10 protein-coding genes are annotated in these 14,016 nt (G+C 51.7%); 6 read left to right on the top strand and 4 right to left on the bottom strand.

Going from position 1 to position 14,016, the window contains the following annotated elements:
- Nucleotides 1-133 precede the first annotated feature (133 nt).
- Complete coding sequence (locus SH287x_RS16845) at nucleotides 134-691, top strand: TetR/AcrR family transcriptional regulator (protein WP_479515548.1); 558 nt, start codon at nucleotides 134-136, stop codon at nucleotides 689-691.
- 75 nt (nucleotides 692-766) lie between these two features.
- Here SH287x_RS16845 and SH287x_RS16840 read toward each other — a convergent pair whose 3' ends face one another.
- A complete protein-coding gene (locus SH287x_RS16840; protein WP_479515547.1) occupies nucleotides 767-1,759 on the bottom strand; it encodes an alpha/beta hydrolase in 993 nt (330 codons plus the stop codon).
- Between the two features lie 688 nt (nucleotides 1,760-2,447).
- On the opposite strand from SH287x_RS16840, the gene SH287x_RS16835 reads away from it, so the two are divergent.
- The 3 genes from SH287x_RS16835 (at nucleotide 2,448) to SH287x_RS16825 (ending at nucleotide 7,457) form a co-directional block, all read left to right on the top strand.
- Entirely contained in the window at nucleotides 2,448-3,524 is a 1,077-nt protein-coding gene (locus SH287x_RS16835; RefSeq protein ID WP_479518720.1) for an efflux RND transporter periplasmic adaptor subunit, read from the top strand.
- Between the two features lie 12 nt (nucleotides 3,525-3,536).
- Nucleotides 3,537-6,977 carry an efflux RND transporter permease subunit gene (locus SH287x_RS16830; protein WP_479515546.1) on the top strand — a complete coding sequence of 1,147 codons (3,441 nt, stop codon included), beginning with the start codon at nucleotides 3,537-3,539 and terminating at the stop codon, nucleotides 6,975-6,977.
- A gap of 204 nt (nucleotides 6,978-7,181) precedes the next feature.
- The gene (locus SH287x_RS16825) at nucleotides 7,182-7,457 is read left to right on the top strand and encodes a hypothetical protein (protein ID WP_479515545.1); all 276 of its coding nucleotides are present in this window, start codon (nucleotides 7,182-7,184) and stop codon (nucleotides 7,455-7,457) included.
- A 19-nt stretch (nucleotides 7,458-7,476) separates the two neighbouring features.
- Here the strand turns inward: SH287x_RS16825 and SH287x_RS16820 are convergent, their stop codons facing one another.
- Nucleotides 7,477-9,042: a TolC family protein gene (locus SH287x_RS16820; protein WP_479515544.1), complete on the bottom strand. Its 1,566-nt coding sequence runs from the start codon at nucleotides 9,040-9,042 to the stop codon at nucleotides 7,477-7,479.
- Between the two features lie 350 nt (nucleotides 9,043-9,392).
- Between SH287x_RS16820 and SH287x_RS16815 the strand changes: the two genes are divergently transcribed.
- Nucleotides 9,393-9,692 (top strand): hypothetical protein, encoded by a 300-nt coding sequence (locus SH287x_RS16815; protein ID WP_479515543.1) that lies wholly within the window; start codon nucleotides 9,393-9,395, stop codon nucleotides 9,690-9,692.
- 273 nt (nucleotides 9,693-9,965) lie between these two features.
- On the opposite strand, the gene SH287x_RS16810 is transcribed toward SH287x_RS16815, so the two are convergent.
- Nucleotides 9,966-10,601 (bottom strand): thioredoxin family protein, encoded by a 636-nt coding sequence (locus tag SH287x_RS16810; RefSeq protein WP_479515542.1) that lies wholly within the window; start codon nucleotides 10,599-10,601, stop codon nucleotides 9,966-9,968.
- 968 nt (nucleotides 10,602-11,569) lie between these two features.
- On the opposite strand from SH287x_RS16810, the gene SH287x_RS16805 reads away from it, so the two are divergent.
- Nucleotides 11,570-11,836, top strand: coding sequence for a hypothetical protein (locus SH287x_RS16805; RefSeq protein WP_479515541.1), 267 nt, complete (start codon nucleotides 11,570-11,572; stop codon nucleotides 11,834-11,836).
- A 608-nt stretch (nucleotides 11,837-12,444) separates the two neighbouring features.
- On the opposite strand, the gene SH287x_RS16800 is transcribed toward SH287x_RS16805, so the two are convergent.
- Nucleotides 12,445-13,833 (bottom strand): beta-ketoacyl-[acyl-carrier-protein] synthase family protein, encoded by a 1,389-nt coding sequence (locus tag SH287x_RS16800; protein WP_479515540.1) that lies wholly within the window; start codon nucleotides 13,831-13,833, stop codon nucleotides 12,445-12,447.
- Nucleotides 13,834-14,016: the final 183 nt, after the last annotated feature.

Genomic DNA, 14,016 nt, shown 5'->3' with positions numbered 1-14,016 from the left:
AAAATTGCAGTCGACGAATCGCGTCAGCAATCGAAGTCGTCCTTGAACAAGCAGGCTGATGGGCAATCGCTCTCCAGATGCCGTGTTGGAAGGGCTGGAAAATGTCCTGAGAAATTGCCGGAAGAGCCAAAACATGGCAAAAGAAAAAACCGAACGGATCATTACCGCAGCCGCCCAGGTCTTCATGCGTTATGGATTCCGCCGAGTCACCATGGCCGATCTTGCGGAGGCCGCTCATATTTCTCGCCCGGCTCTCTACCTGGAGTTCCCTTCAAAAGAGCGGATCTTCATCGAAGTCGTGACTCAATTGTCGGCACGGAATCTCAACGAGATTCGTACGGGAATTCAGCAACTGAAAACGGTCGATCAAAAGTTGGAATTTGCGTTTGAAGTGTGGAATATCCGCCCTTATGAATTGATCAAGGCTTCCCCGGATGCCGCTGATCTCTATGAAAGCGTCAAAGAATTCGCTGCCGAAGCCATCACAACGACCGCCTTGGATTTTGAAGACGTCCTAGTGGAAATTCTGGAGCCACTGGTAAAAAAGCAAAAAAAACTGAAGCTATCTCCCCGGCAAATCGCACGCATCCTTCGCACCTCGGCCAAAGGATTTAAAGAGTCAGCCAAAGATGCGACCGAACTTCGAGAGTTAATCAGTAATTTGCGGCAAATTGTGCTATCCAGCTTATAAAATCGAGACCTGCTTCGCCCAGAGAAATTGCGGAAGCATCTGCGTTTCTACGAGAAATATCGCAACCACGAAGCCTCATTTTGCTGGCGGCACTTTGAGATAGTGCGTAAAGAAGTCAAATATGTTCGGACGCACTACATCGGGAGCACCGGGATAGTTGAATTCGCATTCCACGCCTTCTGCACGCAGATTTTCAGCCAGTTTCACACCAAAATTCGCCGAATGAGGCGGGTCATTCTGAGGCTTCCCCATCTCGGGAGGAGCACCATAAAATAAATAAGTCGGGGGATCATCCCGTGTGACCAGAGACACGGGCGAGTTCGCTTGAATATACGGCATCAGTTCAATGCGTCGCTTAAGAAACTCGTCGTAGCTATGCAAACCAAAGGCATGACTTCCATACAGATTATTGGGAATCCATTCCCGCATCAGCAGCGGATCGAGTGTCGTTTGTGGAACAAAAGTCATCACACAGGTCACTCGAGTCGATTCCCGCTTAATAGGGTCATCACTTTTCGGGTCGGCCATCTCGTCATGATAGGCCAGCCACAGCGCACTGAAGCCTCCCGCTGATCCCCCGCAAGCCGCAATGCGGTTTTTATCGATGTTCCATTCATGGGCATGACTCCGGGTGAATTGCAAAGCCAAAGCGGCATCTTCCAGTGAAGCTTTGACGGGAGGATTGATCCCAGCGGCGGTGGCCTGAGGCAGCAGACGGTAATTGATCGACACGACCGAGACACCCGACTTCAACGCCAGTTCCAGAAAGTCAGGGCGGGCCTTGTCGCCCACCATCCAACCCCCGCCATGAATGAAAAAGAGAACGGGAAACGGTCTTTTCTCTCCGTTGACTTTTGTTTCAATGGCTGGCGAATGGGCTTGATAAAAATCGAGCACTTGCCGTTCGTGCGGCCCGTACGAGACATTGGCTTTCGTCGGCACGATCTCAGCAGACAGCAATTGAGGAGCGAAGCACGACAGGACAACAAGCAGGGGCAGTTGATAATAAAACATGTTCAATACATTTCCGCCTAGCCCCAGGGACATGGGGTTGAGCATGTGTGTCATTGTTTTTTAATTGGTTGATACAGATTCGGTCACTTTACTGAAATTGACCCTTTTGAGCGATCATTGATGTCGACATGACAATGATTTCGCCTCAGGAACCCCCAGTGCCTGACGTTTTTGTCAGGAATCGAATTCTCTGCTCACGCGCGACTTCCTGCACGTCGCTGAGCCATGAAGGGGCGGGAGGATCTTCCCTGCAGCATCACTTCGTCTGAGTTAAAATCCTTAACTTACCGTTGGGTTTCACTAATCATGAGCCAAGCCAACTTGCTGTCGCTTCAGGTAGAGATATGATTGATTCAACAACACCATGAGTTATTGAAAATAAATATCTCGTCAGGATTGGCAACAAGATGAGCGAAGTTGAGTCTCCTTTCCGGCGTTTGGCCGCGAATTTCGGGCATTCTCAGACAAATAATCAACTGGTTATGCATTATGGTTTTCAGGCAAATATGCCCTGCACTTCTGGCTGACGTGATGCAGGAGAGTTCCAACAGTTGAGTGGCTTTATACGTAAACTATATTTCATGTGGATCAACGCGGTTGATATCGATCCAGAAACCTTCTTTGGCTCGTGTCTCCTGCGCTTTCGCCGGCTTGATCCATGTTCTCAACCTGCCAAGCCGACGAGGTTGTCTATTCCAGAGCGGAAGTCAGTATGAGAATCCTGCCGGTTCCTGCCATCCTCATGGCCATGTTATCCCTCTCTTTGCCGGCTTGCAGTACGCATGAAGAGGGGCATGAGGAAAGCCATCACGAGCATGCCCACAAGATCGTGGTCACCAGCCCTGTCGAAGATGATGTCACGCTGACGCAGCAGTATGTCTGCCAGATTCATTCACAGCGTCATATTCAGATTCGCGCCCTGGAACGGGGATACCTTGAAGCGGTTCCCATCAAGGAAGGCCAGACTGTCAAGGCGGGGGACTCGCTCTTCAAGGTTGTGCCAGTCCTCTATCAAGCCAAACTCGATGCCGAGATGGCAGAAGCACAACTCGCTCAGCTGGAATATAACTACACAAAGAAACTTAACGACGACAAGGTCGTTTCACAAAACGAAGTATTACTGCTGGAAGCGAAATTAAAGAAGGCCCAGGCTCGGGCAAAAGAAGCCGCCGCGGAATTGGCATTTACCAATGTCAAAGCCCCTTACGACGGCATTGTTGACCGGATTCAACAGCAACAGGGAAGCCTGGTCGAAGAAGGGGATGTCCTGACGACTCTCTCGGACAATAGCCTCATGTGGGTTTACTTTAACGTTCCCGAGGCTCGCTATCTTGAATATAAAGCGACCTTGGAAGAGCATGAGAATGAACTGCAAGTTGAGCTTAAACTAGCGAATGGAAAAACATTTCCACAGATGGGCAAGATTGGTGCGATTGAAGCCGACTTCAATAATGAGACCGGCAATATCGCGTTTCGTGCCGACTTCCCCAATCCTACAGGCCTGCTTCGTCATGGCCAGACAGGAACCGTGATCATCAGCCGCGTGCTGGATGATGCCATCGTGATTCCTCAGCGAGCCACGTTTGAAATTCTCGCGAAACAGTATGTTTACGTTGTCGATAAAGAGGGGATTGTCCACCAGCGCGAGATCACCATCCAGAACGAACTTGATGATATCTATGTCATCAAAGAAGGCCTCGATGATGACGATAAGATTGTGCTCGAAGGGATTCGCCAGGTTCGGGATGGCCAGAAAGTCGAATATGAATTTCTGGCCCCGAAAAAAGTTCTTAGCCAGCTTAAATATCACGCAGAATAGGCAGCACTCTCTATGTTCGCACAATTTCTGCATCGCCCCGCCTTAGCAATGGTTATCTCGTTGCTGATCCTGTTCCTGGGTGGGTTGGCAATTTCCACGTTGCCGACCTCTCAGTTCCCCTCCGTCGCGCCGCCCAGCGTGATTGTCGCGGTCTCATACCCTGGGGCCAGCGCGAATGTGCTCGTCGACTCGGTTCTTGTGATTCTGGAGCAGGCGATTAATGGCGTCCAGGATATGCGGTACATGACCTCTGCCGCGACCAGCGCAGGTGAGGCGACAATTCAGATCGTATTTGAACCGGGAACCGATCCGAATGTGGCCGTGTTGAATGTCAACAACCGCATCCAGACAGTCAAAAGTCGCCTCCCGCCGATTGTGGAACGGGAAGGGATTATCGTTCTGCAAAACATGTCCAGCATGCTGATGTATGTGAACGTGTTTAGTAAAGATAAGAACGTCGACCAGAACTTTCTCTTTAACTATGCCACAGTTAATATTCTCCCGGAAATCAAGCGTATTCGCGGGATTGGTACGGCTAACATTCTGGGAAACCGTGCATATGCCATGCGTGTAGAACTCAACCTTGAACGGTTGCGTGCCTACAGTCTGTCTGCTGCTGATGTGATGAAGGCCATTGCTGAACAGAGCATGATTGGCTCACCCGGACGATTGGGGCAAGCCACCGGCACCACTTCCCAAACCGTGGAATATGTACTCACCTGGGTGGGACGCTACAACAAACCGGATCAATACGAAAATATCATTTTAAGAGCAAATCCCAAGGGGGAGATTCTGCGACTGAAAGATGTAGCAACCGTCTCTTTAGGTTCCTCATTCTATGATCTCTATTCGGATATTGATGGGTTCCCGTCGGCAGCCATCGTGCTTAAGCAGACTCCTGGCTCAAATGCCACCGAGGTGATCGAAAAAGTCAAAGAACTGCTGCATGAGATTAAAGAGACATCATTCCCCCCCGGGATGGATTTTGAAGTTAGCTACGATGTCTCTAAATTCCTCGAAGCCTCCATCGAGAAGGTGCTGCACACGCTGTTTGAGGCTTTTATACTTGTTTCGCTGGTGGTGTATCTCTTCTTGGGAGATTTTCGTTCGACACTGATCCCGACTTTAGCCGTTCCTGTTTCGTTGATTGGAACGTTCTTTTTCATGCTGATGTTCGGGATGTCAATCAATCTTATTACGCTGTTCGCACTGGTTCTGGCCATTGGTGTGGTGGTGGACGATGCGATTGTGGTGGTGGAAGCCGTGCATGAGAAAATGCATGCGAAGCATTTATCGCCGTATGCGGCGACGAAAGAAGTCGTTCAAGAGATCAGTGGCGCGATTATTGCCATTACACTTGTGATGACAGCCGTCTTTATTCCTGTCACATTTATCCCAGGGCCGGTGGGTGTCTTCTATCGCCAGTTCGGCCTCACGATGGCTATGTCGATTGTTCTCTCGGGTGTCGTCGCTTTGACGTTGACTCCGGTTCTCTGTGCAATCCTGCTCAAGCCTCATACAAAACTTGGCCAGCAGGGCGCGCTCGTGCGTCATGTGAATCGCGGTATTAAATGGATCGCCGGGCGCTATTCCAATGCCCTGCGAGGAGCGATCTCCGTGCTGCTTGGGACAGCGGCAGGATTCCTCGTCTACTTTGTCTTAAACATTGAATTCATCCATGAATTGGTTTCCGAGCAGCTCCCTCTCAATACCAATCGCGTCATGGTCATCGCTGGTATTATGGCCGTGCTGTTCATGTTCACGTTCCGTTCGGCACTCTCTGGTAGTGATTCCAGCAATAAGAAAATGCGCGGCCCCATTGGCATGTTTCTTCATCAGTTTAACATTGCCGTTGAAAAAGTGACTGATGGCTATGTCGGCATTTTGAGACTGATCGTCACGCGTCGTCTGTTAACGATGCTCATTATTGGTGGCTTTTGTTACGGTATCTTACTTGTCAACAATGTCTTGCCATCTGGCTTTATTCCGCTCGAAGATCAGGGGATTATCTACGGAATTATTCAGACGCCGCCCGGTTCGACGCTGGAATACACCAATTCCAAGTCACATGAGTTGGCGAAAATCTGTAAAGACCTGGATGAAGTCACTTCGGTGTCTTCACTGGCAGGTTATGAAGTGTTGACGGAAGGCCGGGGTTCCAATGCAGGGACTTGCATTATTAACCTGAAGCCCTGGGCCGAGCGTAAGTTGACCTCAAAGCAGATTATTGAAGAGTTGGAAGAAAGAGGGCGAGAGATCGCGAACGTCAAGCTGGAGTTCTTTGAACCCCCCGCAGTTCCTGGATTCGGTGCAGCGGGCGGATTTTCATTGAACCTGCTGGATAAGACGAACAGCGGTAACTACACGCAACTGGGCGAAGTCACCGATTCATTTCTGAAGGCACTCTCCAAGCGTAAAGAACTCAAAGGACTATTTACTTTCTTTGCTGCTAACTATCCTCAGTATGAATTAGTCGTTGATAACGATGTGGCCATGCAGAAAGGTGTTTCCATTGCTGACGCGATGGACAATCTTTCGATTGTCGTTGGAAGTACCTGGGAACAGGGTTTTGTCCGGTTTGGACAATTTTTTAAGGTCTATGTTCAGGCACAACCCGAGTTTCGCAGGTTTCCTGAAGACCTGGACAATATGTTTGTCAAGAATGACCAGGGGGAAATGGTTCCTTATTCGGCATTCATGAAAATAAAAAAGCAGCAGGGCTTGAACGAAATCAACCGCTACAACCTTTATCCGACAGCGGCGATTCAAGGGGCACCTGCGGCGGGATACAGTAGTGGCCAGGCCATCGCGGTGATTCAGGAAGTCGCCAAAGAAACATTGCCTCGCGGCTTTGATATTGACTGGCAGGGACTCTCCTACGATGAAGCCAAGAAGGGGAATACCGCGACCTATATTTTTGTCATCGTGGTGATCTTTGTTTATCTCGTTCTGGTAGGGCAGTATGAAAGTTTCATTCTCCCGCTAGCGGTGATCGTATCATTGCCAGTTGGCCTGTTCGGATCTTTTCTGTTCCTGAAGTCGATGGGCCTGGCAAATGACGTTTTCGCTCAGATCGGCCTGGTGATGCTGGTGGGCCTATTGGGCAAGAATGCTATTTTGATTATTGAGTTCGCTGTCCAGCGTCGCCAAGACGGGTTGTCGCTCAAGAACGCCGCTCTGGAGGGTGGCAAACTTCGATTCCGCCCGATTCTGATGACATCGTTCGCGTTCATCGCCGGGCTAATTCCGCTGGTACGGGCCACAGGCCCGGGGGCGATCGGAAACCGCACCATCGGCACGACAGCTGTCGGTGGCATGCTCATTGGTACTGTGATAGGCGTGCTAGTGATCCCTGGCCTTTACTTTCTGTTTGGATGGTTGACAGAAAAGGGCGGCAAATTCATTCGTGACGAGGCCCAGGATCCTCTCAGCGAACTTGTTGAACATCATTAAGCACAGACTCCGCAATCGACATGGTTCACTTCATTTAGTCGCGAATGATGCTCCTTGAATGAGATTTCTTAACAACAACCGTTGTTCATTATTATCAATTGAGCGGTGCCCAGTGTTCCGCGACAAGTGCGTGACCTGAGTCCAATGAATAGAGACGAACTAATTTGGTGGATCCGAGAGCAGTATCAGCAATCGGGACGATCCTTGAATGAGTTGCAACGCAGGCATTGGGCGGCGTTGGAAGCGTCAAAAATTGGCTGGGGCGGCATCACCATTGTCAGCAAAGCTTTGCGTATCTCACCGAATACGATTCGTCGAGGTCTGCAAGAGATCGCCGCAGGCCAGACAGATTCACTACCGGAAGATGAGATGCGAATCCGCCGAACGGGCGGAGGGAGAAAGCCTCGGTCATCAGCACGAAACTCACCATCAACAGACAGCACCTTAAGTGATGCCTGTGACTCTCAACCTCCGCATTAACTCATCTTTAAATTCGACTTCAGTTGGCAGCGCCAGGAGTCGGTGGAATCTGGGCCGGGGTAGGCTCGGGAGGAACCACGGGAGTGGTTGGCAGGACAAACGCTGCATCAACATATTGGTCTTGTACAAGCCCCCCGCCTAAAGCTTGATAGGTATTAACAATTGCGACCAATTGCTTGCGTTTCGTCTCAATCAGTTCGGCTCGCCCATCCATGAGATCACGCTGAGAATATAGCACGTCGAGATACTCAATGCGTGTGGCATTAAAGAGTTTGCCAGCCACATCGACCGACGATTCCAGAGCTTCCAACTGCTGCTTTTTGAGCACAATGCTGTTGCTGTAGTTCTCAACCGCCGAAATCCGGTTTACCACTTCAGTAAAGGCGTTGAGCACGACCTGTTGATATTTATAGACGGCCTGAAGCTGACGTGCGTTGGCAGTACGATACTGGGCGTTGATACCCGAACGGTTGATTAATGGAGCCATCAGTTCACCAGCGGCATTGTAAATGAGCGACTCAGGACTCATGACAAGGTAACGAGGATTAAATCCTTCAAATCCGACACCCGCACGGATATTCAACTTAGGATAAAAATCGGCTCGAGCCACCAGCACGTCCAGTCCCGAGGCTGACAACTCCAGTTCTGCCTGGCGGATATCTGGTCTGTTTAATAGCAGCTCACAAGGGATCCCCAGGCTGAGTGAATGCAGATTCAATTCAAAGAAATCTGTATACATGCGTCCGACAGGTTGGGGATAACGCCCGGCCAGGAAGTTGATACGGTTCTCAACTTCTACCATTTCCTGCTGAATGATCAACTTTTCACTCTGGTTTTTGCGAACTTCAGCCTGAAATCGCTGAACGGGAAGTTCGGTTCCGCGAGCGCCTTCTTTGTTCGCCTTAGCAATTTCCAGGCTACGTTCCTGTAGAACAATGGTACGATCCAGGTTCTTCAGGCGTTCGTCAAGCGACATCAGTGTGTAGTAGTTCTCGGCGATTTCCGCGACGAGACGAGTCACGACATAGTTCCGCCCTTCGGCAGTTCCCAAGTAACGTAATGAAGCAGCATCACGCGCATTACGTAGCTGCTTCCAGATATCGATCTGCCAATTGAGATTGGCAGCGACCAGGAAGTTCGGCAAAGGAGTCGGGAAGCCCTGCCCTGGAGCAAACTGCAGGGTTTCTTCGGCTGTCCCTAAAGGTGTGTATAAGCTGGGTTTTTCAATCCCCGCACCGGCGCCGACCCCAATGAAAGGAAAGAGAACGCCTCGCCGAGCACCAACTTCATTACTGGCAATCTGAATCTCTTCTGCCAGAATCTTTAGTTCCTGATTGCCAGCCAGACCTTCACGTATCAAACTGGAAAGGACTGGGTCATTGAAAAACTCGTCAATACTCACGTCAGCCGAGTTATCGGCGCTGGTGATACCATTAAAGGTATCCGGCAGGACTCTTCCTTCCTCTGCTCCCCGAAGCTGAGGAATCCGGCAGCCTGGCATTGTCAGCAGTAGCGAACATGCCACAACAGCTGCAATGATTGACTTTTTCTTCTGTGAGTCTGAAGCTGTAACGATCAAGTTCATCGGTCTCATCCCTGAGAAGCCTCTGCTTGCGGGCAGTCGGGCTGCGCAAACCTTCAATTCCTAAAGCGACAAAAGTTTAAGTTGAGGTTCGATTCGAGTCCCTGAACCTGCACCACAACGAAACTCTATCCTTCATGCTATTTAGTTAATCGCATTTCAATATTAGGCAGAGCACCCGCGAAAGAAATGAGGCTCGCCTTGCATCGTCATCTATCTCCAGGACACGAAGGCTCGTGCCATCTGTATTCCTATTCAAACTCTGGAATAGATCGGATGATCGCTCGTGAACACGTCATCATTGGCGGAACCAGCGTCAATCTCACTGCAACTGGAAGGACCTGCCATAGACAATGGCGAAGTTCACCGATCAATCACAAAGCGGCTATCAGAACCAAGCTGTCCGGCTGCTGACGTATTTCAGCCACGCCTTGGACAATTCCCTTGAATCTCACCTCGCCGTGACGGTTTTCTTTTTTCCAAATCATGTGAACCCTTCCTTGATTCATTCAAGATTCATTACGGCGGAAGGTGTGCCCTGTCGCCGTAATTGTCGGAATGTGAGGATCAATACCTCTCCGTGGCAGATCCGGCTGCATTTTCATGCGGCGCCCTCACGTTTCATCGACGGCGGGGAATGGAAGGGAAAGTGAATTTGAGAGGTGAATGGAGAATTAAATAATTTGACGAATTGACCGCCTTTTTGCTTACATGGCTGTTATCAGTCAGGCGATTGGCATATCAAATCTCATAGAAATCGCCCGCTAAAAACCGCCAGATCGTCATGATCGGGAAAGTTTGCCAGGCACGAGGGGCGGCGGCGTTATCTCAAGCATTTGCCGGAAAACTCCCCCTAATCGGCACCGTTCCCCCGTGATATCGAGTCAGTTGATCAGGCTTTGGGAGGTTGCTGCCTGCGGAGCGATTTAATTTGCACCACCGCGCTCACGGACGTAACGAATGCGACAGCCACGGGCGATGACTTCTCCTTTGGGAGCCGGCTTGCCCGCAAGGACTGCGTCAAGGGCTTCGTTCACATATCGCGTCTGAACGTCAGCGGCTTCGGTCTTATCGTCCAGTGCCCCCATATAGGCAATCTTGCGCTGGCTATCGAGGACATAGCACTCAGGTGTGAAGATGGCACCATAGGCTTTGGCGATCTTCTGAGACTCATCATAAAGGTAAGGGAAGCTCAACTGTTTGTCTTTGACACGGGCTGTGATCGCTTCCAGACGGTCTTCTTTCACTTTATTGACACAGACCGCCACCACTTCGATTCCCTTGGGCGCATATTCCTTGCGGAGTGACTCAATACGCTGTTCATAGTCGATAGCTGTCGGACACGAGAGGCAGGTAAAGACCAGCACGACGGCTTTTTTGTCAGTGAGATCTGCCAGTGAGTGCGTGTGACCGTCGGCTCCCGGTAATTGACTCCAGGCGGGAGCCGCATCACCGATATTCAACACCGTGTTGTACTCGCCCGCATTAGCCATCAAGTGAGGGAGTACGCAGAAGGCCACCAGAACAGTCAGTCGATGGATCATTGAAGACATCCGATTCATGGAGTCAGTCCTTGATTCAGGTTGTGGACACCAGGCATCAATGAAGCTGCCCAATCAATCTACCATAAGCTGCTCTTCCACGATAATGGTTTGCTGCTTTCTCTGGTTAAAGAATTGTTATATCAGAAAAGAAGCTCGAATCACCTCTTGCCCCCCCCCCCCCCTTGCGGGGTTTGGGCCTATCGGCCGGGACGTGGGCTAAGGCCCGCAGGCTCGTTGGCCTGCTCCCCTCTCGGGGTTTGGGGCGGCGTATAAGGGTCAGTCGTTCATCCACGAATGGGGCTTACGCCGCCAGCCCCTTGCGGGGTTTGGGGCGGCGTATGGGGTCGGTTGTTTGTTCACGAATGGGTCTTACGCCGCCAGGATGATGATTCTTGTTGGGGGTGAGGGCGAGCCGGAGCTTAAATAGCGATTCGAAGATACTCCAGATCAATTGGCATTCCAGGCACGTTTCTCTATTGAGAAAGCCTATTGGAAAATCCCTCACCCGTCCCCTGTCGGGGTTTGGGGCGGCGTATGAGGGTCGGTTGTTTGTTCACGAATGGGGCTTACGCCGCCAGGACGCCGGAATGGGGGAGAAGGGTACGATTTCGCGCAACAATGGGCCATAGGGTAGAGAGGCTTCGTTTTGGGTGCACCTCGCAGGTTGAGGTCTTTTTCGCCTGTGATTCCGGACAGAAGGCTCTCTATCGGCTCGGTCAGGGCCAACCCTTTGCCAATGGGGAGTCATTCCCATTGGCGGAAGCGCCGATTGTGGACGCTTCCCTCGAATTCGAGACTGACAAACAGTCAAACAACAGAAATGAACTGCTCACGCAGAACACCTCTGATGCCCGACTGAATTTTTTTTATTGGCACTTATTCATTCGCCACTTCTTGTGACGAGGGAATGCCAACACAATCACGTTTGATTCAGCAAAACACTGAATCGGACAGGCCGACGGCATCATGCCAGCGAGGGTGACTTCGTGGAATGCTGTTTCGTGGTGGCCCTGATCGCTGCTGGAATTTTCACGGCCCCCGATTACTCGCAAGAGTGGTCGGGGCCCCCTTACGGGGTTTGGGCCTATCGGCCGGGACGTGGGCTAAAGATCCGCGGCCCCGTTGTGGCCGCTCTTTCCTTGCGCCTTGCGGGGTTTGGGGCGGCGTATGAAAGTCAGTCGTACATCCGCGAATGGGTCTTACGCCGCCAGGGTGGTGGTATTTTTTGCAGGGGCGGTTCGCGGGTGTTTTAATAGATCTGGTGGGTTGCGCAAAGCCTTGACCCACCCTACTGTTTAATAACGGTCTCTGGCTACTTGAACGTTGGGAGTTGGTGCATTGCGCTGCGCTTCATGCACCCTACGTAGTAAATGCTTGGCGATAGTAGGCGTTTTTTAGTGAATATCTATTGAAAAAGCCCTCACCCCGGCCCTCTCCCATCGGAATGGGCGAGGGGGCTAATGCCTTTGCGTTCCCTGTCGGGGTTTGGGGCGGCGTATGAGGCCGGTTGTTGATATACGAATGGGTCTTACGCCGCCAGGGTGGTAGTGTTTTTTTGCGGGGGCGGATCGTGGTTGGTGGGTGTTTTAATAGAGCTGGTGGGTTGCGCAGAGCCTTAACCCACCCTACTGTTTAATAACGGTCTCCGGCTACTTGAACGTTGGGAGTTGGTGCATTGCGCTGTGCTTCATGCACCCTACGTAGTAAATGCTTGGCGATAGTAGGCGTTTTTTATGTAGTGAATATCTATCAAATAACGCATTGCTACTGGCACCCCATGACCAATGGTGATCCCTCTCATCAGGCCTGCGGCAACCTTCTTCCTCAGGGAGAAAGGTTTAAGAGATTTCGGACATTCTTTTCAGAGATCGTCTCTTTCCAGCAGTGCCGCCATCAGGTGTCCGCCAAAGCCACTGGAGAGCTTTAATGCGGTTCGCCGTTGCAACGGAACTGCCGTTTGGGGGAGGTGACATCCTTCAAAGGCAGGGTCAATCTCTTCCAGATGAGCCGTCGGAGGGGCTTGCCCGTGGTGCAATGCCAGGACGGTGCCCACCAGTTCCACACTGCCCGCAGCGCCTAACAGATGACCAATCGTTCCTTTGAAGCTACTGATGGGGATTGTGGCGAGCGAGGCTGCTGAAATGGTCTGACGCAGCGCGTCGATCTCGATCTGATCATTCAGGCGGGTTCCTGTTCCGTGGGCATTGATGTAACCAATTTCCGCTCCATCATGGATGCCTGCATTCCGAAGAGTCTCACGGATCAGTCGTTGCAGGCTGGCGGCTTTAGGATCGGGTTGCATTAAACCGGCAGAGTCCGTGAGTTGATAGCCTCCCCGCCAGGTGGCGAGAATCGGTTGCTGCCGGGCGCGGGCCGATGAGGCTCGTTCAAGAATCAGGCAGCCCGCCCCTTCGCCCACATGGAACCCCTGACGAGACTTGTCGAATGGCCGGCACTCCACGGGTCTGTCTCGATCGCGGCGTGATATTTCACTATGAGGTAAAGACAAGCGACGCGACGCCAGCACCCCCAAGCGATGGAATGCCGCTAGAATGAGAGGGTGGATGGCTGCATCCGCGCTGCCGGTAATCACCATGTCACACAGGTCTGCTTCAATCCACTGTGCTCCTTGAATTGCCGCTGCTAATCCCGTGGCACAGGCTGCCACGGGGGAAGAACGTGGGCCTAAGGCCCCGCAAGCGTTAGCGACCAGCGTTGATGCGTGGTGAGGAAAGACCGATTCCCAGGCGCATGGCTGCCCAGACTCCAGCGGCTTTAAGTCAGAGTGTGGCAAGGAAGCTGATCGGCCGGTTGACTGTTGGTGCCTGGGGAGTGTCAACCATTCGTGGGTCGCCGCATGAACCCCTCCTTTGCTGGTGCCAAACGCACAACCAATTCGCGTGGGGTCGATGTTTCCTTCACCCCGAGCCTGTGTCCAGGCTTCTCGGACAGCGGTCAGAGCCGCCGCTTCCAGTGGATCGTGGGTTGGTGGGAAAGTGTCATCAAAAATATCTGGTAAGCGTCCGCCACGGGCATCTTCAGGCCACGGGGATGTCTGGAGCCAATCCTGCCATGACTCTGGTTTGGTTGAGACATTCATACCGATGGGGAAGGGGAGTGATTGATCTTTCAGGGAGGTCAGTAATGACCGGCCTTGAATCAGTGCGTTCCAGAATGCTGCTGCACCAACGCCAGCCGCTGTCACCGCCCCCAGGCCGGTGATGACCACTTCGCTCGCACTCCGACTCACGCAATTCGCCCAGATAAGAAGTTCACGCGGTGCCTGATCCGGCTCCATTCCCGATGTGCCGACAGTATACGCATTTCCGAAACAAACGGCTCTGAAATGGTAAGTGCGGAGGGAAACGCGGCAATTTCCAACTGCCATTTTGTGCACGCACTCAGTCAAAATGCCCCGTCATCCCAGTCTATC

Source organism: Planctopirus sp. SH287 (assembly GCF_056500625.1).
Note: the sequence above shows the minus strand (reverse complement) of the source record. Positions and strands in the feature narration are given on the sequence as shown.

Excerpts from the sequence above, each read along its gene's own strand:
- SH287x_RS16815 (WP_479515543.1), top strand. The coding sequence starts at position 9,393 with ATGGCGAAGTTCACCGATCAATCACAAAGCGGCTATCAGAACCAAGCT.
- SH287x_RS16820 (WP_479515544.1), bottom strand. The coding sequence starts at position 9,042 with ATGAACTTGATCGTTACAGCTTCAGACTCACAGAAGAAAAAGTCAATC.
- SH287x_RS16830 (WP_479515546.1), top strand. The coding sequence starts at position 3,537 with ATGTTCGCACAATTTCTGCATCGCCCCGCCTTAGCAATGGTTATCTCG.
- SH287x_RS16835 (WP_479518720.1), top strand. The coding sequence starts at position 2,448 with ATGGCCATGTTATCCCTCTCTTTGCCGGCTTGCAGTACGCATGAAGAG.
- SH287x_RS16845 (WP_479515548.1), top strand. The coding sequence starts at position 134 with ATGGCAAAAGAAAAAACCGAACGGATCATTACCGCAGCCGCCCAGGTC.
- SH287x_RS16810 (WP_479515542.1), bottom strand. The coding sequence starts at position 10,601 with ATGAATCGGATGTCTTCAATGATCCATCGACTGACTGTTCTGGTGGCC.
- SH287x_RS16840 (WP_479515547.1), bottom strand. The coding sequence starts at position 1,759 with ATGACACACATGCTCAACCCCATGTCCCTGGGGCTAGGCGGAAATGTA.